19 protein-coding genes are annotated in these 22,732 nt (G+C 54.8%); 3 read left to right on the forward strand and 16 right to left on the reverse strand.

The features are described 5' to 3' along the window. Positions 1–18: 18 nt before the first annotated feature. The 4 genes from AB1S56_RS21645 to AB1S56_RS21660 form a co-directional block, all read right to left on the reverse strand. A complete protein-coding gene (locus tag AB1S56_RS21645; RefSeq protein ID WP_340872017.1) occupies positions 19–1,407 on the reverse strand; it encodes a hypothetical protein in 1,389 nt (462 codons plus the stop codon). A 71-nt stretch (positions 1,408–1,478) separates the two neighbouring features. Next, entirely contained in the window at positions 1,479–3,080 is a 1,602-nt protein-coding gene (locus tag AB1S56_RS21650; RefSeq protein WP_340872016.1) for an ABC transporter substrate-binding protein, read from the reverse strand. A gap of 94 nt (positions 3,081–3,174) precedes the next feature. Beyond that, positions 3,175–4,104 (reverse strand): carbohydrate ABC transporter permease, encoded by a 930-nt coding sequence (locus AB1S56_RS21655; protein ID WP_340872015.1) that lies wholly within the window; start codon positions 4,102–4,104, stop codon positions 3,175–3,177. 53 nt (positions 4,105–4,157) lie between these two features. Beyond that, positions 4,158–5,144 (reverse strand): ABC transporter permease subunit, encoded by a 987-nt coding sequence (locus AB1S56_RS21660; RefSeq protein ID WP_340872014.1) that lies wholly within the window; start codon positions 5,142–5,144, stop codon positions 4,158–4,160. Between the two features lie 253 nt (positions 5,145–5,397). Here AB1S56_RS21660 and AB1S56_RS21665 point away from each other — a divergent pair, with 253 nt between their 5' ends. After that, a complete protein-coding gene (locus AB1S56_RS21665) occupies positions 5,398–5,991 on the forward strand; it encodes a TetR/AcrR family transcriptional regulator (RefSeq protein WP_340872011.1) in 594 nt (197 codons plus the stop codon). A 39-nt stretch (positions 5,992–6,030) separates the two neighbouring features. Then, complete coding sequence (locus tag AB1S56_RS21670; RefSeq protein ID WP_340872010.1) at positions 6,031–6,492, forward strand: DUF2269 family protein; 462 nt, start codon at positions 6,031–6,033, stop codon at positions 6,490–6,492. A 1,994-nt stretch (positions 6,493–8,486) separates the two neighbouring features. On the opposite strand, the gene AB1S56_RS21675 is transcribed toward AB1S56_RS21670, so the two are convergent. The 12 genes from AB1S56_RS21675 to AB1S56_RS21730 form a co-directional block, all read right to left on the reverse strand. Next, positions 8,487–8,636, reverse strand: a complete 150-nt coding sequence (locus AB1S56_RS21675) for a hypothetical protein (RefSeq protein ID WP_340872006.1) — start codon at positions 8,634–8,636, stop codon at positions 8,487–8,489. An 86-nt stretch (positions 8,637–8,722) separates the two neighbouring features. Then, positions 8,723–9,214, reverse strand: a complete 492-nt coding sequence (locus tag AB1S56_RS21680; protein WP_340872004.1) for a DMT family transporter — start codon at positions 9,212–9,214, stop codon at positions 8,723–8,725. 2 nt (positions 9,215–9,216) lie between these two features. Next, the gene (locus tag AB1S56_RS21685; protein WP_340872002.1) at positions 9,217–9,936 is read right to left on the reverse strand and encodes a Crp/Fnr family transcriptional regulator; all 720 of its coding nucleotides are present in this window, start codon (positions 9,934–9,936) and stop codon (positions 9,217–9,219) included. Positions 9,937–9,957: 21 nt separating this feature from the next. After that, positions 9,958–10,383, reverse strand: coding sequence for a DMT family transporter (locus AB1S56_RS21690; protein WP_340872000.1), 426 nt, complete (start codon positions 10,381–10,383; stop codon positions 9,958–9,960). A 371-nt stretch (positions 10,384–10,754) separates the two neighbouring features. Further along, positions 10,755–12,500 carry a sensor histidine kinase gene (locus AB1S56_RS21695; protein WP_340871999.1) on the reverse strand — a complete coding sequence of 582 codons (1,746 nt, stop codon included), beginning with the start codon at positions 12,498–12,500 and terminating at the stop codon, positions 10,755–10,757. 17 nt (positions 12,501–12,517) lie between these two features. After that, entirely contained in the window at positions 12,518–14,146 is a 1,629-nt protein-coding gene (locus AB1S56_RS21700) for a response regulator (RefSeq protein ID WP_340871996.1), read from the reverse strand. Positions 14,147–14,327: 181 nt separating this feature from the next. Further along, complete coding sequence (locus tag AB1S56_RS21705; RefSeq protein WP_340871994.1) at positions 14,328–15,365, reverse strand: GDSL-type esterase/lipase family protein; 1,038 nt, start codon at positions 15,363–15,365, stop codon at positions 14,328–14,330. Positions 15,366–15,500: 135 nt separating this feature from the next. Beyond that, complete coding sequence (locus tag AB1S56_RS21710) at positions 15,501–16,358, reverse strand: carbohydrate ABC transporter permease (RefSeq protein WP_340871992.1); 858 nt, start codon at positions 16,356–16,358, stop codon at positions 15,501–15,503. After that, complete coding sequence (locus AB1S56_RS21715; RefSeq protein ID WP_340871990.1) at positions 16,348–17,223, reverse strand: sugar ABC transporter permease; 876 nt, start codon at positions 17,221–17,223, stop codon at positions 16,348–16,350. The genes AB1S56_RS21710 and AB1S56_RS21715 overlap by 11 nt, the downstream gene beginning before the upstream one ends. Positions 17,224–17,303: 80 nt before the next feature. After that, positions 17,304–18,650 carry a sugar ABC transporter substrate-binding protein gene (locus AB1S56_RS21720; RefSeq protein WP_340871989.1) on the reverse strand — a complete coding sequence of 449 codons (1,347 nt, stop codon included), beginning with the start codon at positions 18,648–18,650 and terminating at the stop codon, positions 17,304–17,306. Positions 18,651–18,799: 149 nt separating this feature from the next. Then, a complete protein-coding gene (locus AB1S56_RS21725; RefSeq protein WP_340871987.1) occupies positions 18,800–19,555 on the reverse strand; it encodes a response regulator in 756 nt (251 codons plus the stop codon). A 1-nt stretch (position 19,556) separates the two neighbouring features. Further along, positions 19,557–21,332: a sensor histidine kinase gene (locus tag AB1S56_RS21730; protein ID WP_340871985.1), complete on the reverse strand. Its 1,776-nt coding sequence runs from the start codon at positions 21,330–21,332 to the stop codon at positions 19,557–19,559. 171 nt (positions 21,333–21,503) lie between these two features. Between AB1S56_RS21730 and AB1S56_RS21735 the strand changes: the two genes are divergently transcribed. Then, the gene (locus AB1S56_RS21735; protein WP_340871984.1) at positions 21,504–22,268 is read left to right on the forward strand and encodes a GTP cyclohydrolase II; all 765 of its coding nucleotides are present in this window, start codon (positions 21,504–21,506) and stop codon (positions 22,266–22,268) included. Positions 22,269–22,732 lie beyond the last annotated feature (464 nt).

Below are 22,732 nucleotides of genomic sequence, written 5' to 3' on the forward strand. Positions count from 1 at the left end.
TATCCGCCACGTGCTTTATTATGCCGTTCGATTCCCGATCGCCGCCATGTGCTGCGCCTGCTTCTTAACGAGGGAAAGCTCGATCTTCATCCGTTCACCCGTCAACCGAAAACGCAGGAACGCCAGCTCGTCTCCGATTATCTTCACTTCCACGCCCTCCGAGCAGCCCTCCACCTCGTAGGCCGACAGGTCATCCCAATAGGTCAAGCCATAGGGCATCGGCTGCCAGTGTCCGATATCGAACGACATGCGGATGCGCTCCTCCGTCTTGTCATAGCCGGAGACGAACACCTGCGGCGTTCTCTCGTCGAACTCATCGGCCATGCTGCCCTTGCCGACATAGCTGCGCAGACGGTGCGGTCCGCATTGCCCCTTCACGAACCCCATCTGGCATTCGTGGTCGTAATAGAGGAACGTCTTCGGCCAAGGCCCCTCTCCCGTGCCCCCCAACGTCACGGTATATTCGTTCGGCTCCGGACGAATGAGCGTATCCTCGGTCAGCATGTACACCGGCGGCGTCGCGTCGTTCTCCTCATGGTAGCCCGCGATCGCCTTCGGCAGCGTCGTCAGAGTAATGGGGAATTGCGTAATATGGGCAAAAAATAAATCCAGCATCTCCGCGCATGCCTCGACATGCGACGCCGGGAACACCGCGAACCGATCGGTATACTCCATCTCGTGAGCCTCCTGCTGCTGCAGGAAATACACGCGCTCATTGTGCGCCGTATTGTTCAGATAGTCGCGGAACAGGTTCTTCCAATAGTCGATGTTGTCGCCCGTGCACAGTCCCGCGCGCAGCACGTCGTTAGGGTCAGTGGAGTATATTACGGGGCAGCCCGAATGATAGGTCGCGTTCAAATCGCGGGCCGTCCATTCGCAGGCGACAACCTTGCCCTTGCCGGGATGCGGCACCTTGTACCTGTCGCCGTCGACATACCAAGAGCCCCACGGAATGCCCTTGTGCGTAATGCCATCCCACCATACCTGCTCCCAGCAATAGCCCCACATGCCCTGGAAGTCCAGCTCTTCGAGCGCCTCGATCAGCTCATTATAGATTTTGCCGCGCGCCGCGATCTTCGTCTTCGCCCACGGGAACGCCTCTTCAACTAGACGCCAATCCGCCGCGAGCGCCCGCTTGAACGTCTCCTTGGAAGCTCCGGCATCCTCGATAAAAAAAGGACTTTGCAGAATGACGTCGTCTCCATATTGCCGATGCCACTCCGTTATGCGCTCCTTCAGCACGGGCACCGATCGGCCGTTGACAATCCATGTTACAGGTATGCCATGCTTATGCGCGATCGCTGCCGTGCGATCAATGCCCTCCAGCGCCACCCCCTGTCCCCAGGGGGTATCGTAATGCGAGGCGTAGCTTACAAACGTATAAATCAAATGCTCCGGCTTGATCACGGCCGTGTCTCCTCCTGTCTATGGCAAAGAGTCCCCCGTAAGGGGACTCGCTGCGCCTTGCGTCTATTCTCTTACTTCTTGTTCGCCGCCCACCAGGCGTCAATCTGCTTCTGCAGCTCAGCTTGCACCTTCTCTATGCCAGCCGCCTTCAGCTTGCCGTTGCGCTCTGCCAGCAGCTTAGCGGGATCCTTCACGGCGCCTGTGAAGATCGTCTTGTATTCGGTAACGACCGCCGTCATCTGTGTCAGCTCGTTCTTCACGTTCGTATCGTCGAAGGCAAAGCCCATCAGCGGGAAGCGTTTCGCTTCGTTGTTGAACTTCTCCCAGTTCGTATACAGATCATCAGGCTGGCCAGGCTTCAGGTGGTTCAGCAGCTGATTGCCGATGACCCAGAACGTAACGGAGTTGAAGCCGGAATCCGCGATTGGCTCGATACGGTTTTCTGCGACTTTCTTGTAATGCTTGCCCTCAATGCCGTTGACAATAAGGTTGATGACGTAAGGATCGGTATGCAGGTAGTTCAGCACCATCATCGCGCGCTCCGGATCCTTGGAGGTTCTCGAGATGGAGAACATGGAGCCCGTCGCCAGATCCGTTGTTACGATCGGCTCTTCAATGACGTGGGAGACATATTCATATTTGTTATCGGAGCCGATCTTCATCTCGATGTCCGAGCCCGGCTTCCAAGTGGCGGATTGCACCCAAATCTTGCCTTGCTTCTGCAGATCGCCGATGGTCGTCGTGTTGGTGGCCGCATCGGAATTCACGTAGCCCTTCTCGTAATAATTGCGGAACATATTCACTTCCTGCTCATTGATTGCCACGATCTCAGGGTCCAGCACGGACTTCACGGTCATATCCGAGGTGGAGGTGTAATCCAGCAGGAACATCGGCTGCCTGCCCAGCGTTGGGCCAATCGGACGGTAGTTGCCGCGCGTCTCGTACATCATGAAGCCGCCGCCGAAGTTGCCGGAGCCGCCGCCCACGAAGTAAGGGATCATGTCAGGCTCGTTCTTCTTGATCGTGTCGAGCCAAGGCGCCAAATCCTCTACCGAATTGATGGATTCAATGGGAATGTTGTATTTCTCCACAATGTCCTTGCGGTACGTAAACGCCTTGCCTTGCGTAATTTCCTTGTTGGTTGGCACCGCATACAATTTGCCGTTCATGCGAGGAGCTTCCAGGTACAGCGGATTGATGCGCTCCTTGATGCCTTGGCCGTGCTTCTCCACCAGGTCATCCAGCTCCAGGAAGGCGCCCTTCGACACATTGCCGAAGAAGTTCATCCAAGACGCGGTGAATACGAGGTCCATCTTCTCGCCCGTATTCATCATGAGCTCAGTGCGGTTCTTATAATCGCTGGAAGCGATCGGCTGCAGCTTAACGGTGGCGTTGATTTTTTCCTTAAAAAATTCGTTCAGCTTCTCTTCGACAAGCGCGTCATCCTGCTGCGGAGTGCCGAAATAGACGATGGATACCTCATACGGCTCCAGCTCCGGCGCCGGCGGCTCCTCCTTGCTCTCGCTGGTAGCCGCGGGGCTTGCGGACGGCTTCGCCGTTGCTTCATTGCTGCCGTTCCCGCCATTGCTGGAGCAAGCTTGCAGCATGAGAGCCAGCACCATCATGAGTGCCATCGAAACGATATAGAGCTTCTTCTGTTTCTGTTGCTTCATCCTCGTATAACCCTCCTGTTATGAATTAATATATAGATCAGTCTCCGGCCGGGCGATGCCGACCGTTAACCGGAACTACCACTCTTTGACCGCCTTAACCTTTAACGGCGCCAACTGTTAACCCTTTTACAAAATACTTCTGGAAAAACGGGTATACCAGCAGAATCGGGCCCATCCCCACAACAGCCATCGCCATCTGAAGCGATTCGTTGGGCAGATTGCGCATGAGCTCCGGGTTTTGCGCGGCTAGCTGCACATTGTCCCTGAGGTACTGGATGTCATTCAGCACGCGAATCATTAGGAATTGGACGGGATACATCTTCTCCTCCCGAATGAACAGCAGCGCGTTGAACCAGTCGTTCCAATAATGGATCGTGCTGAACAAGCCCATCGTGGCCATGACCGGCAGCGACAGCGGCAATACGATCTGAGCGAAAATTCGCAGCTCTCCTGCTCCGTCAATTCGGGCCGATTCCAGCAGAGCCGGATGAATGGTCGTCTGGAAGAAGGTGCGCATGATGATGACGTTGAACGGAATAATCAGAAGCGGCAATATAAGCGCGAAATACGAATCCAGCAGATGGAAGCCCTGCGTGTAGACGATATATTTACTGACGAGTCCTCCGCTGAAGAGCATGGTGAAGAACAGGAAAAACGTAAAGAAATACCGGTAAGGATAGTCCTGTCTGGAGATGGGATACGCGTACAGCGCCATAAACAACACACTGAGGATCGTACCCGCAATCGTGACGCCGATGCTGACGCTGTAAGCGCGAAGCAGCGTGGCTGAATCCTTCAGCAAGCTTTCATAAGCAATTAACGACCAGCTCTCGGGGAAGAAGCTGTATCCCCTCTCAATCAGGGAATCGTTATGCGTGAACGACACCAGAATAACCAGCAGAACGGGCATGATGCAGATCAGCGACAGCGCAATAAAGCCGCTGTTCAGAATAACGTTGGCTAGAGGAGAGATGCTGTTGTCTCTCCTGCTGCGGGGCTTGCTCTTGTTTAAGCTCAAACTCATGGGATCACCTCTTTTGGCAAGCTTTCTAGAGCGTGTCTGAGATCAGACATGTCCTAGAACAAGGCTTGGTCTTTATCGATTTTGCGAACGCCCGCATTCGTGAACAGCACGAGCAGGAAGCCCAGCACGGATTGGACTAGTGCGGCTGCCGACGACATGCCAATGTCGTTCAGCTCCTTCAGCACGCGGTAGACATACGTGTCGACCGTGTCGGTCACGGGATACAGCGAACCGGAGTTCAGGGGGACTTGATAAAACAATCCGAAGTCGGAATTGAACACATGTCCCATGTTCAGAATCGTAATGATGATAATAATCGGCCTGATGGTCGGCAGCGTGATGTGGAAGATCTGGCGCCACTTCGACGCCCCGTCGATGACAGCCGCCTCGTAATATTCCGGGTCGATACCCGCTATCGCCGCGATATAGATGACGGCGCCGATGCCAACACCCTTCCAGGCGTTCACAAAGGTTAGAATGTACGGCCAATATTCCTTGTCCGAATACCAGAATACCCGCTCCATGCCCAGCCATTCGATGATGGTGTTGTTCATGAAGCCCTTCTCCGGATTCAAGAAAGCGTATACGAGATAGCTGACAATAACCATGGAGAGGAAATACGGCATAATGAAGAAGGTCTGATAGCTCTTCGCCAGCCATTTGTTCCGAATCTCTGTAATCGCCACCGCGATGATGACGGACAGGACGAGATTGATGGCCATAAATCCGAGACTGTAGCCCACTGTGTTCCGGGCGATCCGCCAGAGCGAGCCTGAGGTGAAGAGAAACTCGAAGTTTTTGAACCCTACCCAGGGGCTGCCCCAAATCCCGTCAATATAATTAATGTTCTTAAATGCAATGAACACGCCGAACATCGGCAAGTAGTTGTTCATCAACAGCACAAGGGTCGTTGGCACGAGCATCAGCGTAAGATACCTGTACTTCCACATCGTGCGGAGGAAGCGGTACGCCTTGCCCGGCTTGCTGCTCATCATCCCCGCCTTCTCCTTCAATGTGACCGTTGTTGTTGGTTGATTCACGATGTTCACCCCCTCTCATGCATTTAGTATAGAGCCGGGGCGTCTCCGTTACGATGATCTATTCATACAGGAGTGTGATGTAATCTTGGACTATTGATGGAGTGTTGATGGACTATTGATGGAGTGTTGATGGACTATTGATAGACTATTGATGGACTATTAATGGACTAATAAAATCTATTTACAAACCGTTGGTCGGTTTATATAATGGCAATATAGCTGTATGCAACTACCTTCCGCGGAGGACACAAACATGAGGCAAGAAGAACGCAGAGAACAGACCATTCGCCTTCTGCTGGAGGCAACAGAAGCCTTGGTGCGAGAGAAGGGCTGTCACGCAGTTACGATGAAGGACATCATGACGGAATCCGGCATGTCCAAGGGGGCTATTTTCCACTACGTGAAGAGTAAGGATGAGCTGTTCGTCTGGCTGCTGCAGAAGCGGCTGGATGACACCAATCAACAATTTCAGCTAGAGACAGAGCAGGTTCCGGCCACGTTTGAGGGACCCATGAGCAGGATCGCGGAGAGCATTCAAGCTTTTGGCCACTCACAAGATGTGACTAATAAGGTGTTCATGTATCTGCTTGGCAAGGAGGAGGATCCCATCGTCGGTGAGGCGTTGCGACAATATGACGAACGTTCGGTGGCGATGGCTCGTCAATGGATCGAGGTCGGACAGCAGCACGGGGTTATTCCCCAAGCGGTGGATGCCGCTCACACGGCTGAGCTGTTCGTTATGCTGACGCTTGGTCTGCGCGTTAGAAGCAGCATGCCACTGAAGACGCCGGCGTTCGGGGCGCGTGACCTTGCGAAACTGATGGCTCGAATGCTGCAAGAGGGCTGATTGGTGAGTGAGGAAAACTAACTTTGAGGAGAATGAAGCATGAATGGATGGTTATTGATGCATTTGTTGGGCGTTCTGCTTGCGGTAGGCAACATCGTCACGGCTGCGTTCTGGAAGGTGCGCTTGGATCAGTCCGGTCACCCCGCTGTCGTTCACGCCGCAGCTCGCAATGTCATGCTGGCCGACTACGTCTTCACAATTCCGGGGCTGGTCATGATCGTCGTATCAGGCAGCATCATGGCCGAGCAGGCAGGCATGTCATGGACGGGCTTCAATTGGCTCACCCTGTCACTCGTCTTATTCGCGGTCACCGGCATCATCTGGGGCGTACTGCTCATTCCACTACAGCGGCGTATGATCCGGCTTAGCGAAGAAAGTATAGCCGCAGGATCTCTATCTGCCGCTTATCGAGCCGCATCGCGGTCTTGGATGATCTACGGCACTGTCGCCACACTCCTGCCCATCGCCATCTTGTATCTGATGGTCATGAAGGGCTTCTAAGCAGCTAGTTTGTTCTACAGCGACACGTGGTGTCGCTGTTGGCGCAGATGCGGCGTCCAGACGCGCGATAGCCACACGTGATGTCGTTATTGCTGCGTTAGAGCAGCTAGTTTGTGCAACAGCGACACGTCGTGTCGCTGTTGGCGCTGATGCGGCGTCCAGACGCGCAATAGCCACACGTGATGTCGATATTGCTGCGTTGGAGCAGCTAATTTGTGCAACAGCGACACGTGGTGTCGCTGTTGGCGCAGATGCGACGTCCAGACGCGCAATAGCCACACGGGGTGTCGTTATCGCTGCGTTGGAGCAGCCAGTTTGTGCAACAACGACACGTGGTGTCGCTGTTGGTGCAGATGCGGCATACAGACGCGCGATAGCCACACGAGGTGGCGTTATCGCTCCGTTCGAGCGACAAGCTCCCTCTACAGCGACACGACGTGTCGCTGTTGGCGCAGATGCGGCGTCCAGACGCGCAATAGCCACACGTGGTGTCGTTATCGCTGCGTTAGAGCAGCTAATTTGTGCAACAGCGACACGTGGTGTCGTTGTTGGCGCAGATGCGGCGTCCAGTCGCGCGATAGCCACACGTGGTGTCGTTATCGCTGCGTTGGAGCGACACGTGGTGTCGTTATTGCTGCGTTAGAGCAGCTAATTTGTGCAACAACGACACGTGGTGTCGTTGTTGGCGCAGATGCGGCGTCCAGTCGCGCGATAGCCACACGTGGTGTCGTTATCGCTGCGTTAGAGCAGCTAGTTTGTTCTACAGCGACACGTGGTGTCGCTGTTGGCGCAGATGCGGCGTCCAGTCGCGCAATAGCCACACGTGGGAGAGTGTCGATTTAATGTGGACATTGAATCTTCTTGCCTCATTTGCGCCCCTCAGATGGATTTTTAATGACAGTTGAATCTAATGACTAAAAGAAAATCGATCTGAGGGCAGTTGAGAAACAAGATGAAAAGCTGTCCACAATTAATAGACACTCTCCGTGGTGTCGTTATTGCTGCGCTAGAGCAGCTAGTTTGTGCAACAGCGACACGTGGTGTCGCTGTTGGCGTGGCCATTACAGTCTGCCAGTTCCATCCGGCGGGTCATTCACCCCACCGTTCGGCCTGGCGGCAGCACTTTCATAACTGGCACTGCTGCTTACGTACAGCGTAGTCCCGCCCACAAACATGACGGCAACCAAAATAGCCGCAACAAGCTTTTTCATCTCTATCACCTCAGCTTTGCTAGAGCTCCCCTTGGTCCTCATAATATATGAGGGCACAGGAGGAGTCGGCGTTACCTGCTTGTGCAACAGCGACACGTCGTGTCGCTGTTGGCGCAGATGCGGCGTCCAGACGCGCGATAGCCACACGTGATGTCGTTATCGCTGCGTTAGAGCAGCTAATTTGTGCAACAACGACACGTCGTGTCGTTGTTGGCGATGATGCGGCGTCCAGTCGCGCGATTGCCACACGTGGTGTCGTTATCGCTGCGTTGGAGCAGCTAGTTTGTACAACAGCGACACGTGGTGTCGCTGTTGGCGATGATGCGGCGTCCAGACGCGCGATAGCCACACGTGGTGTCGTTATCGCTGCGTTAGAGCAGCTAGTTTGTGCAACAGCGACACGTGGTGTCGCTGTTGGCGATGATGCGGCGTCCAGACGCGCGATAGCCACACGTGGTGTCGTTATCGCTGCGTTAGAGCAGCTAGTTTGTGCAACAGCGACACGATGTGTCGTTGTTGGCGCTGATGCGGCGTCCAGACGCGCGATAGCCACACCGGGTGTCGTTATCGCTGCGTTAGAGCAGCTAGTTTGTGCAACAGCGACACGATGTGTCGTTGTTGGCGCTGATGCGGCGTCCAGACGCGCGATAGCCACACCGGGTGTCGTTATCGCTGCGTTGGAGCAGCTAGTTTGTGCAACAGCAACACGTGGTGTCGTTATCGCTCCGTTCGAGCGACAAGCTCCCTCCACACCGACACGACGTGTCGCTGTTGGCGCGGTCTTTACAGTCTGCCTGTGCCATCCGGCGGATCGTTCATCCCGCCGTTCGGTCTGGCGGCAGCACTTTCATAGCTGACACTGCTGCTTACGTACAGCGTAGTGCCGCCCACCAAGATGACGGCAACCAGAATAGCCGCAACAAGCTTTTTCATCCCTATCACCTCAGCTTTGCGTTACCTTACTTCAACCATTGTAAGATGGCCGCGCACATACGATAAGGATGAACTTTTTTCACCCTTTAGCCCGCATCCGCATCATTCACCCTCAATGGCTTGCCGGTACCCCTGAGCCTTATGCGGCCGCCTAGCTTGAACGTCAATATGCCGCCTATGATGATCAGCACGCCGACCGCCTGATTCACCGTGAACGGAACCTTCTCCAGTCCCATCCACCCCTGCGTGTCCCACCATAATGCGAAGCCGATCTGCGAGATCAGCGCGATGGAGGTTGCGTACGTAGGTCCCAGTATCCGTGTCCCTTGGGTGATGCAGACTACGACGCCGACGCCGATTATGCCGCTGAACCAGAACCACAGCTTCATGTTCTGGAGGTTGAACAACCCTACCCCCTCCAGAATCAGGCCCATCAGAAGAGAAGCGGCGAAGCCCATGCCCAGCACCAGCGTGGTTGTCGTCCAGGAGCCCGCCCTCTCATTCACCCTTTTGTTAAAAACATTCTGCAAGCCCACCAGCGCTCCGCCGAACGCCGCCAGCAATAATCCTTGCCACATCGTTAATCCATCCTCTCCGGCTTCTGCTCGTAAATATTATGATTCGCCCGCTCCCTCAAGCCATCGCGGTTCAGCACAACAATGGCGTCCCTGGACCGCTGAATCAGACCCTCCTCCGCGAACTTGCGCAGTACACGATTCAGATGGCGGTAGCTGGTGCCGATCAGGTTGGCGGCGTCCGTCAAGCCTTTGGTGCTGAGCTGGCCGTGAAAGCCCCTGTCATTCTCATCGAAGGACACGGACAGCAAGTAGCTGGCCAGCCTCACCTCTACGGGATAAATCAGATTGAAGCTCATGAACTGGGATTTCAGACTGAATTTCCTCGTTATAATATCAAGCAGCAATCTAAGCAGAGGCGGATGATCGACTCCATGCTCCTTCAACGCCCGATAAGGGATACGAATCATAACGACGGGCGATACGGCTTCGACTGTATTAATAATTTCTATATCCTGAAAAAACTCAACATCCCCGATCAATTCCAGAGGGGTCTTGAAGGATACGACAAGCGTGCGCCCTTCCGCTGAAGTATTGAATATTTTGATCTTCCCTTTGACCAAAATATAGAGGTGGCTGCCCAGCTCTCCCTGTGCGCATATCGTCGCTCCCTGCTCGAAATCGCATAGGGTTAAATGCGCGTTCAGCGCCGCTGGAAGGATCGCATCGAGCTGATGCTCCCGCATATAGCAGTGGAGCTGCTCGCTCCGTGATATTGGGTTCATGTCCCGTTTCGCTTCCTTCCTTTAAGACTTGAGCACAAGGACGCCGATGATCATCATCGCGATTCCCAGAAATTGCGGCAATCCCATGGACTGCTTCGGAATGCCGAACCAGCCTCGGGTCTCGATCAGGAATGACATGGCCAGCTGGGCAATCAACACAGCCGCGACGGTCAAGGTCAGTCCTATGCTTTGAATGGCGGTCACATTGCTATAGATAACGGCCGCCGCAAAAGCGCCGCCGAACCAATACAGCGGCTTGACCCGCTTCAAATCCCGGAAGCTTCCGTCCCTGAGCGCAAGAGCAATCAGCAGCGCTGTCACAAAGCCCGTGAACTGGGTAATCGTTGCCGCCTGCCACGTTCCGATATCCTCACTGATCCGGGCATTTGCGGCCCCTTGGAGCGCGATGAACCCTCCGCCCAGCACGGCGTATATCCAACCCTTCATTGGCTGCTTCTCTCCTTCGTTCGTATGTCTCCTCTCATTTAATGCTATCCTTGCCCAATAGAAAAGGACATATGTCCTGAAACCCAGATTCGCCGCAAAAAAACAAGAAAGACGCCTGACGGCGTCCTTGATAAAAACTTTCGCCATAGTCATCATCTCGACCGGGCTTCTAACGGTCAAAAAAATCCTTTAAACTAATCAAATCGGCCATCCAAAGTTGTAACGGTCATTTTCGAATGTTAGAACGATAATTGAGGTAAAGTCGGTGCGTTTAGGAGGGCTAAACGTCAAGTTTGCCCGTTACAGGCTGGAAAGCGCTACATTCGAGCTCTAAGCGCATTTTTTGTCCGTTAGCGTTATCGCCAAATTAACTATTCCCCGCTCCCCAGCGGAATACGAATGGTGGCGACGGTGCCGCCGCCTCTGCCTCCGGCGCCCTCGCGCGGCGCATAGCTCAGACCGTACGCTTCGCCGAAGTGCAGCTGAATCCGTTGATGCACATTGCGGATGCCATAACCGGCATCCGTAATCTCGCCTTGCACAATGGCGTTCAATCGGTCATAGCTGACCGGCAGGAAGCCATTGTCCAGGACGCTCATCCGGATCTCGCCGTCCTCCTGGCGCACGCGAACCACGACCTCACCCTCCCCTTCCATCCCGCTGACGGCATGGAAGATCGCGTTCTCGATAAGCGGCTGCAGAATGACCTTCGGCGTCAGACTGCTCTTCAAGGCTTCGTCTATATCCCAGCTCATCTCGAAGGTGTCCGGGTAACGCTGCATCTGCAGCCGGCCATACGCCTGCGCGTGCTCCAGCTCCTCCTCGATTGTGATCATCGTGCGGCCTTTGCTGAGCCCTATGCGCAGCAGCTTGGACAGATCCTTCACCATATCCCCAACCCCCGTATTGCCGCTGTCGAGCGCGTACCAATAGATGGAGTCGAGCGTGTTGTACAGCAGGTGAGGCGTAATCTGCGAATGCAGCGCGGCCAGCTCGTTCTCCTTCTGCTTCAGCTGCATCACGTAATTTTCCTCCACCGACTGATTCAGCCTGCGTGTCATCTTCAGAATCGCGCCGTGCAGGATGCCCAGCTCATCCGAGCGAAGCGGCTCCTCCCGCAGCGCGAGAGGCTTGCCAGGCTCATAAACCTTGGTCAGAGCAACCAGCTGCGTCAGCGGCTTCACCAGAATGCGAAGCAAATACAGCAGAAAGCCCAAGACAAATATGAAATAAGCGATGGACACGATCGTCATCAGCAGCCGGAACGACGTCTGGTTGCCCGTAATGGAGTCCAGCGGGATCTGGTAGACGAGGTGCGTATCGAATGCGGATCTCCAGGAATACGCAAACAGCCATTTCTGGCCGTTCTGCTGGGCAAAATAGTAGCCCTCCATTCGCTTCTCGGCCTGCTGCGGCACCCTGTCCATCGTCAGCTCCGCCGGTCCCGTCTTCATCAACAATTCGTTCAGCTCGTTAAACATGAATAGTCCCGCATTGTCAGGCAGCTGAACAGAGACCAAATCACGGTTCAGCAGCACCTTCAAGTTCGAGACCACTAGGAAGCCTTTGATCGAATCATATTTCTGAGGGTCCAGAATACTTCGCATAAACCGGACATCGCTGGTGCCGTCCTCCGACTGGACCAAGCGGAACGTGCCGCCTCCGGCTGCCCTGATCGCGTGCAGCGTCCAGTATGGAAGGCCATACCCGTCCGAATTCAAATAATTGAAGCCTCTCCGCTTGCCCGACAAATCAATGGGCGGCTGCATCTGCTCTACGTTGAACATATACAGCGAAAATTCCGTGCCGTCCGACGACCAGCGCTCCAGAATATCATCGGCAGTCTTGATGTCGCCAAGCGTCTCGATCCGCTGCCAGAACACTCCATTGGAATAATCAAAGAAATAACTATCCAGAAACGTTGTTGTTCGGTCATTCACCTCTGACATCGTCTTCTCGATCGTCAGATGGTTCTGCTTGACGAGCTGAACCGTCGTACGGCCCAGCTCATCCATCATAGCGTCGGTCGCCTTGCTCGACGAAATCCAGCCCACGATCAGGAAAGGCGCAATGATTAAGATGGCGAAGGCAGCCGTCACCTTGAATTTAAGCTTCACTCTCGTCCCTCCCGCCGTCAGCCATCCTTCCGGTATTCCGCCGGGCTGACCCCAACGCTTCGCTTGAACATCCGGCTGAAATGCTCAGGCGATTCGTACCCAACCTCATACGCGATTTCGTACCGCTTCTTATCCGTTGTGGCCAGCAGCTGCTTCGCCTCGTCGATACGCAGCTCCGTGACGAAATCCCATATATTTTTTTTCATTTCCTTCTTGAACAAGTAACTGGAATAGGCTGTGCTGAAATGCACTTCCTCTGCAATATCCTGAATCTTCAACGCGGGATTGCGGTAGTTATCGCGAATGTAGGCCGTAATTTTGGAAACGATCGACAAATCCCTTTCTTCGGCGCAGGCCCGCAGCAGCTCAGCTGTTTCCCTCATATACGCGCTCAGTCCCTTCAACCTTTCAGCCTGTGAACCTCCCCGGAAATAAACGCCGGGATCGAAACGCTGCAGGCTTGCCCCCGCAAGATGGCCGTATTCCAGCAGCAAGCCATACAATCGGTAGACCAGCATGCCAAAATAACGATGAAACAGCTCCTCCGAATCGCCCAGCTCCTCCAGCGGCTCCGTCATGGATGTCCAATCCATGGAAGCAGCCTTGGCCATTTGGCTCTTCAGCTCCTGCACGAACTGGTCGATTCGCGCCGCCCATTCGACGATGCTGAGATTCTCGTGGATGAGCCGATCCTCGTAATAGAACACATGGTTGCTGGGATGAATCGTCTTCCATTCCGCCGCCTTGTTCGCCTCATCCATCAGCTTCGGCAGCGAGAAGACGTCCGGATGCGGCTTGCTAATGCCGATTGTCGCCTCCAGATTCAAGAATTGCTTCAGATTCGTATGCAGCTTCTGGCCGATCAGCTGCAGCTGCGTCTTCAGTCCCATTGCCGAAGCGCTCGGTACAGACATCTCCGGCTCGTTCAGCTGCAGAATGGCGACCAGCCCGTTGCCGTAGCCGGTCAACACAGTGCCCCTCCACTCGGCCAAGCTTTCTTCCAGCAGATTCATGGCCGCATATTTCAACAGCTTGCGGTCCTGCAGCGTAATTTCCTTCCGACTGAAGCCGCCCTCCGCCAGATTGAGACGAACCGACACCACCACGAACACCGGCGCTTCTCCCCGCTCGCCCAGAGAGGCGGTCAGATCCTCCCGGTCCTGCTTCGACAGCGTTCCCTCCGTCACCAGCTCCAGCAGCAGCTCATGCCGGGTCAGCGACTCCGGCCGGCCCAGATGGCGCTTCGAGAGCTCCAGAGACTGGCGCCCAATCTCTTCCTTCTCGCGAAGCACCTTGCCGACCACCTGCAGCAACACTTCGCGCTCCACCGGCTTGACCAGATAATCCCTGGCCCCCAAGCTAAGCGACTTCTTGGCAAAATCGAATTTCTCATGTGCAGAGATCACGATAACGGGCAGATGCGGCTGCTCCATATAGATGGTTTCCATAAGCTCAATGCCGGTCATTCGGCTCATCTGAATATCCGTAAGCACCAAATCATAGGTGTCCATGCGCAAATAATCGATCGCTTCAAATCCGTTCAATGCGGTCTCAACATGGGATATATGCAGCTCAGAAGCAAGCAGCAGGTTGCGAATGCCCGCGCTGACCCTCGGCTCATCGTCTACGACCAATATCTTGTTCATGCGTATCACCTCGAAGGGGTAGATTACCGCTCAGTGTATCCCATGGCATTGCGCCTGTGAATGATGTATCCCCGCCTTAATGTGATGGATTCTTCTTATATTTGCAGACCAAAAAGCCCCGTCACGTCTCCGATCATGGAGACATGACGGAGCTCGGTCCTTCTGTGTCATGGCCTAGTCGTTATTTCACAGCATTCAGCATAGCGCTCAGCCTCGGAGCCAGCTTCTCTCCAATCTCGATCATTCCCTGATCGTCTGGATGCAGCAGGTCTTGGGTCAGGCCGCGCATGTCCGACAGCAGCTCTCTTCCGTCGATATAATGAACATTCGGCAGCACCTTGTCCTCCGCGATGCCGCGAAGAACCTCGCGATACTCCGCAGCCGTGGACACGGGATGGCGATTGGGCCTGCTGAGGCCGAGATCATGGTACGACGGGAACAAGCTGATGCAAGCGATCGGCTTGCCCTGATGCGCCTCCGCAATCGTCCGGACGAAGTACCCTGCCTTCTCTTCGAACTCGGCAGCGCTGACGCCTAGACCAAGCATATTGACTGACAGACAGAGCGTTAAGATATCCCAATCTGTTCGGTCTGCAATATAGTGAGCAAGCGCCGGCTCGCAGAAGGCGGTGCCTGATGCTCCCAGATTAATAACGTCCGCCTTCAGCCGCCACGCGGTCTGGCTAACGTATGACAGAGCCGGATGCGTCGCGGAATAGCCTTGGGTAATGGAGGTACCGTAGGCGAGATAGCGCAGTGACGGCAGCTCTTCGGCGCGCGGCGCGCGAATGCCCTCGCCCTCGACATTCAGCAGCTGTATGCGCCCGCCCTGAAACAGCAAACGCCATACCTGGGGAGCGAACGCTCCTCTTAGGCGAGGCGAATCGGCGATCGGCGTCGTCAGGAAGCACAGCTCGGGCGGCGCCAGCTCAATGGTTGTCGGCTCGGTGCCTATTGTGTATGCGCTGACCGCAAAGTCGCCCATATAGAAGTAAGCCTGCGAAGGGGCTTCCTGGCTGACAAGCGTAATCCGGACAGGCGAGGCGTCCGCCCCAGCAACCAATCGAATCTCACAGCCCGCTGCTGCTTGGTATACCGACTGCGACGCCTCTCTCAGCTCCCTGCGCACCGCCTCCGGCACGCGCTGGAACAGCGCGCCCTCGCCCTCCGTTTTCACTGTCTCCGCCACATTATGAAGCTCGTATCTAGCCATCATCATCCTGTCACTCCTTCGATTTTGTGCGGAAGCTGGCCCGTCTCTGCGACAGGCCGGTCCGCTTCCCATAACCTTTATTGTAGACTTAATCGGCTTCAGGGTCGATGATCAATAACGTGACGCGATACAATGGGATCCTTATTTCATGCCCGACATCGCAATGCCCTCGATAAATTTCTTCTGGGCGAAGAAGAACACGACCAGCAGAGGCAGCGTCGCAATAACGGAGGCCGCCATCAGCAGATGCCACTCCGTGCCGCTCTGGTCTGTGAACAGGGACAGCGCCAGGGGCAGCGTATACAGCTCGCTGGAGTTCAAGTAGATCAGCGGCTCAAAAAACTCGTTCCAGCTATGCAGAAATACGAAGATGCAGAGCGTCGCCAGCGCCGGCACGCAGAGCGGCAGCATGATGCGAATGAACGTCGTCCACGGTGTGCAGCCGTCAATCTTCGCGGCTTCATCCAGATCGGACGGCACCGTGATGAAGAACTGGCGGAGCAGGAACACGCCGAACATGCCGTACGCGCCCAGCATGGGAGGCACGATAAGCGGGAAGTGCGTGTTCACGAGCTGAAGCGCCGTCATCCACTCGAACAGCGGAATAGCCGTTACCTCGGTCGGAATCATCATACTGCTGAGCAGCACGAGGAAGATGGTGTTCTTGAACGGGAACTGCAGCTTTGCAAACGCATAGCCGGCTAGCGCGGCGAACAGGCAGGTGCCGACCGTGACCAGCACCGCGATATAGGTACTGTTGAAGAAATACAGATGGAACGGCTGACGCGTAAATACCTCTACGTAGTTCTCCCATACGAACGGACGGGGAATCCATTGCGGAGGGAACAGAAATATTTTGGACTGATGCTTGAGCGACGTCGTCACCATCCAGAAGAATGGCACCAGAACAATCGCAGTAACGATGCTGAGCAGCACATAGGTTGTCGTGTTGGCGGCCAGGCTGCCCGCTCTTCGACGAGAGAAGCTCTTATTGCTCATGATGGACCCACCTCTTTCTTACGCTCCACTGCACCAGCGTCAGCGCAAGCACAATGAAGAACAGAATGAATGCGATCGCCGACGCGTAGCCGAATTCATACAGCTTGAACGCCTGCTGATAGATGTAGTAGACCAGCACGTAGGTGCTTGTGCCCGGACCTCCGCCCGTCATAACGTAGATTTGGCCGAACACCTTGAGCGAGCCAATCAGCGTCAGCATCAAGGCCAGGAACACCGATGGTGAAATAAGCGGAAGTGTAACCTTCGTCAGCACATTCCAGCGCGTCGCGCCGTCAAGCTCGGCCGCCTCGTAATACATCTTCGGCACATCATGCAGCGCCGCAAGGAAGATGACCATATTAAGCCCCACGTTCTTCAGCACGCTCACGACGATAACGACAGGCATCGCCAAATCCATGTTGTACAGCCATGCCGGACCTTGAACGCCAATCATCTCCAGCAGCTGGTTCACCATACCCGCGTCTGTCGCAAAAATATATTTGAACACGATCGCCCAGACGACCAGCGATGTCACGACCGGCGTGAAGATCGCGGTCCGGAAGAAGCCGATGCCCGGCAGCTTGTTCTTGAGCAGCAGGGCCAGCCCCAGCGCCAGCAGCAGATTCAGCGGCACGAGCCCCGCCGAGAAATACAGCGTATTGCCGACGGTTTCCCAGAAGACGGGATCATTCGTGAAGGCGGTCTTGTAGTTGTCAAAGCCGATGTAAGACGTTTCCTTGAACAGTGACCAATTCGTGAAGCTCATAAAAAACGCCGTCAGGATCGGGCCAAGCAGGAATGCCGCAAAGCCGAGGACCATCGGGCTGATGAATAGATAGCCGTACCACTTTTCACTTCTCAGCATGATTGCTTCTCTCCTTTTGCGCGGACGGCCAGGCGTCTTCATGAGGCGCCTGGCCGCTCGTGCAGGGCTATTCTGGTTGATTATTTGTTAAGCAGAGGATTAACCTCGGCTTCCATACGCTTCAGCACTTCCTCCACCGATTCGCTCTGCGTGTAGAGGTAATCCAGCAGCGTCTGCACCTTCACGTCGATCTGCTGCCAGTTGGGATGTCCCGGCGCGATTTTGGCGTCGCTCATCTGATCCAGCACCGCCACTTGAATGCTCTCCGGCGACGGCTGCGGAGCCGCCTTCATGAAGACATCCGATTCCAGCACGGATTTGCGGGACGGCACGAAGAACGCCGAAGTCTTGCCCATAGAGGTTTCGTTCGAAATAAATTTCAGGAAAGCCATCGCCTCTTCCGGATGCTCCGTGTCGAATACGGAGTAGCCCGCGTAGCCCAGCGTTGTGCCGCGGCCATTCATTCCTTCCGGCATCGGCGCGATATCCCACTCAAAATCCTTGATTTCTCTCGTCTTCGACACATAGCTGTAACGATCCGTGTACATGCCGAGCTTGCCAGTGTCGAACGTAATCTCGTCGCCAGGCTTCGGATGAGCTCCGTCCTTGAAGATGAGATCGTTATAGATTTGCAGCGCTGCCTGTCCCTCTGCGGTGTTCAGCGTGAAGGATTTGCCGTCAGCGGAGAACAGCTCCGCGCCATGGGACCAAATAATAGGCAGAAGCGCGTCGGACCAGTTCTTCCAGTCGCGGATGAGACGAACGCCATAGATGCCCTTGGAGTGATCGGTAATCGCCTTCGCCGCCTGCAGATATTGCTCATAGTTCCAGTTGCCCTCGGCATATAGCTCGGAAGGCGTCTTCAAGCCTTTCTCCTGGAACAGCGTCTTGTTGTAATAGACAAGCATCGGAGGCGTCGAGAACGGAATACCGTACACCTTCTCGCCGCTCGTGAACAGCTCCAGCGTCGACGGGAACACATCGTCGAACTTGTAGTCCGCATCGCCCTGGACGGAGGAAGCGATATCGACCAATTGTCCGGAATCCATAAACTGCGGAATCATCCGTTCAGCGAGCCAGCCGACATCCGGTCCCGTCTTCGACGCCAGCATGATGCTCAGCTTCTGCTGATAGTCCGCGAACGGAATGTTGATGATTTCTACGTCAATATGCGGATACTCCGTCTTGAACTCCGCGATCAGCCCGTCGTACATCGCTTTATGCGCGTCGTTGCCCCACATGCTGAATTTCAGCTTGACCGGCTTCTGAGCTTCGCTGTCCTTGCCTGGATTCTCCGTCGCCGTACCGGCGCCGTTATTCCCTCCGTTGTTCCCGGCTCCGCCGTTCGAGCCCGCGTTCGACGCGCAGCCCGCCAGCATGCTTACGATGAGCAGGACTGCCGTTAGCAGCATTGATGCTTTCTTCATGTTTGTTTCCCCTTCCGTATCTCTTAGGTTTATAGTGTGAAGCGCTTTCATGTGTTAAGTATAAAAAAATACCTCTCCCGAAAAAATCATCTGAAATCGAGAAAAGGTATGAGAAATCGAGACGTTGAACCCAGGGGCCTAGGGAGCCGTCATGGCGCTCCCGTCTGGTCCCGGTATTGCGAAGGGGTAACCCCGACGCTGTCCTTGAACACCGCCATAAAATGCTTCGAGCTGGCGTACCCCGACAGCTGGGCGACCTCGTATATTTTCAAATTCGTCTCCTTAAGCAGCTGCTTCGCCTTGTTCATCCTGCACTGCGTGACATAGTCCGAGAAGTTCTGGCCGGTCTCGTTCTTGAACAGCACGGACAGGTATTGATGGTTCAGATGCACCTGCTCCGCCATATATTGCAGCGAAATTTCCTGATCGAGGCGCGCCGCCACCAACTCCTTCACCCTGCGGATCAGCTGTCGGCCCTGCGTGGCCTCCTCATCCTCTCGGGTCTGCTCCACTCCCGGCTCCAGCTGCCGCCGCTTGCGCTTGAACTGCTCCAGCGCCTGAGTCAGCTCCACCCTGTCCACCGGCTTCAGCAGATAGTCGCTAATGCCGTAGCGGATCGCCTGCTTGGCATATTCGAAGTCCGCATACCCGCTTAGAATGAGAATATCGAGCTCCGGGCAGCGCTCGCGCAATCTTCTGATCATCTCCAGGCCATTCATCTCATTCATGCGAATATCTGTAATAAGAATGTCCGGCTTCCGGCTCTCCAGCGCTTCGAGCGCCTCTCTTCCATTAGCAGCCTCGCCAATGACCTGAAAGCCGCCGATGACCTCCTCTATCAGCTGCTTGAGACCGCTCCGTATAATAGCCTCGTCCTCGACAAGAAATAATTTGTATACGTTCATGTTACTCCCTCCATTGAATCGGCAGCCGGATGGAAAAGCGCATGCCAACAGTAACCGTGTGGTCGATATACAGTCCATAAGGCTCGCCATACAGCAGACGCACTCGCTGATGCACGTTGCGGAGCGCGAAGCCCTTCTTCACCTTGCCGAAGCCAACGCCTTGGCTATTCTCATCCTGCTCCTTCGGCGAGTGCTGACGGTGGCATTCCGCCTCCAGCCGCTTCATTCGCTCGGGAGACATCCCCCGCCCGTTATCCTCTATAATCAGAATCAGGTCATCGTCCTCGACGCGGGCCATGAGGCTCATGCGCACTGGAGCGGCGCCCATGGCGTGCTCGATAATATTTTCGACAATGGGCTGCAACAGCAGCTTCGGAACCATGCAGTAGTCATAGGAGGAGTCGATGTAAATATCCGACTGCAGCTGGTCGCCGAGACGCATCGCCTGGATCTGCAGGTACGATTCCACGAATCGAAGCTCGTCCTGCAGGCGAACCTGCTGCTCCTGCTTGTCCACCGTATAACGCAGCAGCTTGCCCAGGCTCGTCGTAATGGTGGAGAGCTGCTGGCCATTCCCCTGGAGCGCCAGCATGTTCATCATTTCAAGCGTGTTGTACAGGAAATGGGGATGAATCTGGCTCTGCAGCGCAGACAGCTCCGCCTCACGCTCCCGCAGCCGAGTCTCGTAGACCTCCTTCACAAGCCGATCGATCTCCCCGATCATCGTATTGAAGCCCTCGGTCAGCTGCCCGATCTCATCATTCGTCGTAACGACGGCCCGCTCCTGGAATAAGCCTCGCTGCACCTGCCTCATCTTCGAGAGAAGATGCGCAATGGGATTAACGAGACGCTTCGAGGAGATGACGGCCGCCGCATAAGCGGCGAACAGCGCGATAAGAGATACAATCAACGTGAACTGGATGAGCTCCCTCGCATCCTTGCGCAGATCGTCGCGCGGAATAACGGCCGTTACCTTCAAGCCCGAATAAGCGGACTCTGTCGACGCCACCATCATGGTATCATCCGGCGGCGAAACGCCGGCATCTGACGAATAGATGGCATTGGTTCCATCGGAGATATAGAGCACGCTGCCGTCGCTGATGCGGACTGACGACAGCATCGACTCGAAGCTGCGCGGCGTCAGATCAACCTTGACAATGCCCAGCGTCTCGTTTGTATAAGGCTCTCGAATGACACGCGATATGGAGACGACCTCCTTCGGCGTGACATAATAGCTGGCCTTATGGGGCGGAATAATCGTCAGTCCGCCGTCCTCCTGCTTCACCCGCTCCATCCAGTCGGAGGTGGCGGGATTCCATATTTTGCGCGCGCTGAGATCCAGACTGCTGAAGATACTGCCGTCATTGGCGAAGATCAAGAGGCTCTCAATCTCGGAACGATCGAACGACAGCGAGGAGATAAACAAGGTCATCTTGGACGACTCGTCGACCGTCTGGTAATTCGACTCCTGATAAGGCCCGCGGTGCGCGTTCAGAATCTGCATGACGTCCTCGTTGTAGTGAGGCATTAAGGTGAGTCGCTCCATCTCCCTGATATAGCGATCCAGATTGAGAATAATCTGGTCAACAAGCTGAGAGGTCAGCTCCGTCGTGTTCCGTTCCACGTCGTCTGAATATTTGCGGTAGGTGATGGTGCCGATAATGAGGAAAGGGATTGTGATCAGCAAGCAGAACAGGATGACGAACTTCATTCGCAGCGGAAAATATATGGAGCTTGAGCCTAGCCAGGAGCCCCATCTTCCCTTCGCCGTTTGCACGTGCCGCGCCCCCTCGCATTTGTTAATCGAGTAAATAATTAATCCGATTATAATCGGAAACGGCGTATCAGCATACCCCCTGCCATCATTTACATGAAACCCGCAACTTGGTGTAAAATATGTAATGTACAGCCGCACGACATTTTCTATACATACAAAGGAGATTCCGCCATGTCTGTTGTTCAACATTTCGATCCCAAGGTCATCTCGCTGCTGCATGACAAAATAAAGCTGATCCATTCCGACAATGGAGCGATCTATCTGGTTGGCCCCATCAGCCTGCCGGTCAATCTGCATGGGGAAACCGTGACGTTCCAGTGGTACTGCTGGCTGAACTGCAAGGAAGTGACGGAGGACTACGAGCGGATTATTGCCAAGCTGTCCGCCTCCAACCTGGCGGAGCTCCAGCAATCCAGCGTGCTGGTCTACGGGGATTTTGCCGAGGCTGATCAAGCGCTGATCCGCTTCCACTCCATCTGTCATACAGGCGACATCTTCGGCAGCAAGAGATGCGATTGCGGCTACCAGCTGAAGGAGTCCTTGCGGCAAATTAAGGAGTATGGCCACGGGGCGCTGTTCTATCTGGCGAATCACGAAGGAAGAGGCATTGGGCTGTTCAGCAAGGCGATGGCCTATATTCTGCAAGAGAACGGCTACGATACGGTCGACGCCAATCTTCAGCTGGGGTTCGTGGACGACTCCCGCGACTACAGCGACGCGATCAAGGTGCTGACAGCGCTGCGCGAGAAGCCCGTCATGCTCATGACCAACAACCCCAAGAAGCTTGACGCGCTTCAGAAGGCCGGGCTGATGCTGGATGACCGCGTCGCCATCTGGGGAGATGTGTCGGAATACAACCAGAAGTATTTGCAGACCAAGATTGCGCGCTCGGGACACTTGGACGACAGCAGCGAGGGCTGCTGCAACAACGACTAGGGCGTGTTTGGTCGGAGCAATTAACACCATTTTAGACGATATTTCGTTCAAAGCGCCTCACTCCGAGTTACGGATTGGCTATTTGAACGATATTTCGTTCAAAAACACACACATCTAGTTACTTGAACTGCCTTTTGAACGATATTTCGTTCAATCTGCCCCGATCTAGGTCCGGCGCCACTTATTTGAACGATTTATCGTTCAAATCCCCTTCATATCGAGTGCATCCGCACCAGGGACAGGTGGTTTGAAGCAAATAGACGTGCCACAAACGTCTAAATGTGCTGAGATGGCCGGTTTGCAGCATATAGACGTGCCAGGAACGTCTATATGAGCGGGAGAGGGCGGTTTGGAGTAAATAGACGTGCTACAAACGTCTATTTGTACGGAGACCAACGGTTTGTACCAAATAGACGTGCCAGACACGTCTAGCCATGCCTGGACGAGGGGCCGATCCTGATTAG

The organism is Paenibacillus sp. PL2-23, assembly GCF_040834005.1.
Classification (GTDB): domain Bacteria; phylum Bacillota; class Bacilli; order Paenibacillales; family Paenibacillaceae; genus Pristimantibacillus.

Bases quoted from the DNA above. Each gene is read 5' to 3' on its own strand.
- AB1S56_RS21690 (WP_340872000.1), bottom strand. From the start codon at position 10,383: ATGAAGGGTTGGATATACGCCGTGCTGGGCGGAGGGTTCATCGCGCTC.
- AB1S56_RS21680 (WP_340872004.1), bottom strand. From the start codon at position 9,214: ATGTGGCAAGGATTATTGCTGGCGGCGTTCGGCGGAGCGCTGGTGGGC.
- AB1S56_RS21675 (WP_340872006.1), bottom strand. From the start codon at position 8,636: ATGAAAAAGCTTGTTGCGGCTATTCTGGTTGCCGTCATCTTGGTGGGC.
- AB1S56_RS21655 (WP_340872015.1), bottom strand. From the start codon at position 4,104: ATGAGTTTGAGCTTAAACAAGAGCAAGCCCCGCAGCAGGAGAGACAAC.
- AB1S56_RS21705 (WP_340871994.1), bottom strand. From the start codon at position 15,365: ATGATGATGGCTAGATACGAGCTTCATAATGTGGCGGAGACAGTGAAA.
- AB1S56_RS21685 (WP_340872002.1), bottom strand. From the start codon at position 9,936: ATGAACCCAATATCACGGAGCGAGCAGCTCCACTGCTATATGCGGGAG.
- AB1S56_RS21665 (WP_340872011.1), top strand. From the start codon at position 5,398: ATGAGGCAAGAAGAACGCAGAGAACAGACCATTCGCCTTCTGCTGGAG.
- AB1S56_RS21700 (WP_340871996.1), bottom strand. From the start codon at position 14,146: ATGAACAAGATATTGGTCGTAGACGATGAGCCGAGGGTCAGCGCGGGC.
- AB1S56_RS21725 (WP_340871987.1), bottom strand. From the start codon at position 19,555: ATGAACGTATACAAATTATTTCTTGTCGAGGACGAGGCTATTATACGG.
- AB1S56_RS21720 (WP_340871989.1), bottom strand. From the start codon at position 18,650: ATGAAGAAAGCATCAATGCTGCTAACGGCAGTCCTGCTCATCGTAAGC.
- AB1S56_RS21715 (WP_340871990.1), bottom strand. From the start codon at position 17,223: ATGCTGAGAAGTGAAAAGTGGTACGGCTATCTATTCATCAGCCCGATG.
- AB1S56_RS21650 (WP_340872016.1), bottom strand. From the start codon at position 3,080: ATGAAGCAACAGAAACAGAAGAAGCTCTATATCGTTTCGATGGCACTC.
- AB1S56_RS21735 (WP_340871984.1), top strand. From the start codon at position 21,504: ATGTCTGTTGTTCAACATTTCGATCCCAAGGTCATCTCGCTGCTGCAT.
- AB1S56_RS21670 (WP_340872010.1), top strand. From the start codon at position 6,031: ATGAATGGATGGTTATTGATGCATTTGTTGGGCGTTCTGCTTGCGGTA.
- AB1S56_RS21710 (WP_340871992.1), bottom strand. From the start codon at position 16,358: ATGAGCAATAAGAGCTTCTCTCGTCGAAGAGCGGGCAGCCTGGCCGCC.